The organism is Candidatus Macondimonas diazotrophica (genome assembly GCF_004684205.1).
Taxonomy (GTDB): domain Bacteria; phylum Pseudomonadota; class Gammaproteobacteria; order UBA5335; family UBA5335; genus Macondimonas; species Macondimonas diazotrophica.
In genome coordinates this window covers 1-538 of sequence record NZ_SRIO01000080.1, presented here as the reverse complement: position 1 = coordinate 538, position 538 = coordinate 1, and the positions used below count along the sequence as shown (strand labels likewise).

Annotated in this window: 2 protein-coding genes; both read right to left on the bottom strand. The window is 56.7% G+C overall.

Annotated elements, in window-relative coordinates; all coding sequences use genetic code 11:
- Window positions 1-303 (bottom strand): PDZ domain-containing protein (locus tag E4680_RS13965; protein WP_135283037.1); only part of this gene is annotated, 303 nt, incomplete at its 3' end.
- A 15-nt stretch (window positions 304-318) separates the two neighbouring features.
- Window positions 319-538, bottom strand: a 220-nt coding sequence (locus E4680_RS14390; protein ID WP_205688960.1) for a hypothetical protein, incomplete at its 5' end; no start/stop codon positions are given.

Below are 538 nucleotides of genomic sequence, written 5' to 3'. Positions count from 1 at the left end.
CATCACCCAGGCGCGGTTGGATGGACCAAGACCAGTCAAATCGATCGGGCAATCGCGACGGTGAATCATCACCCACGCACGGTCGTATGACGTAAGCCCCGTCATGTCGATCGGACAATCAGGGCGATAGGCCATGACGTAGGCGCGGTCCTCGGCGCTCAAGCCGTCCAAGTCAATCGGGCAATCGGGGCGACTGGTTATCACCCAAGCGCGGTGGATCGGATCAAGGCCTGTCAGATCGATTGGAGAACTCGGGTCATTGGTCATTGCCAATGCGCGGTCAAATGAGTCGTCGGTGTTCATGTGTGTGTCCTATGTTCAATTGTCTGGGTTGTAGTCGGGTCGATTCTTCAGGACCCAAACGCGTTCGAATGAATCAAGACCTGTCAGGTCGATCGGACAATCGCGACGGTGAATCATCACCCAGGCGCGGGCAAGGGAGTTGAGACCAGTCATATCAATTGGGCAATCGGGGCGCTTGGCCATCACCCAGGCGCGGTTGGATGGACCAAGACCAGTCAAATCGATCGGGCAATCG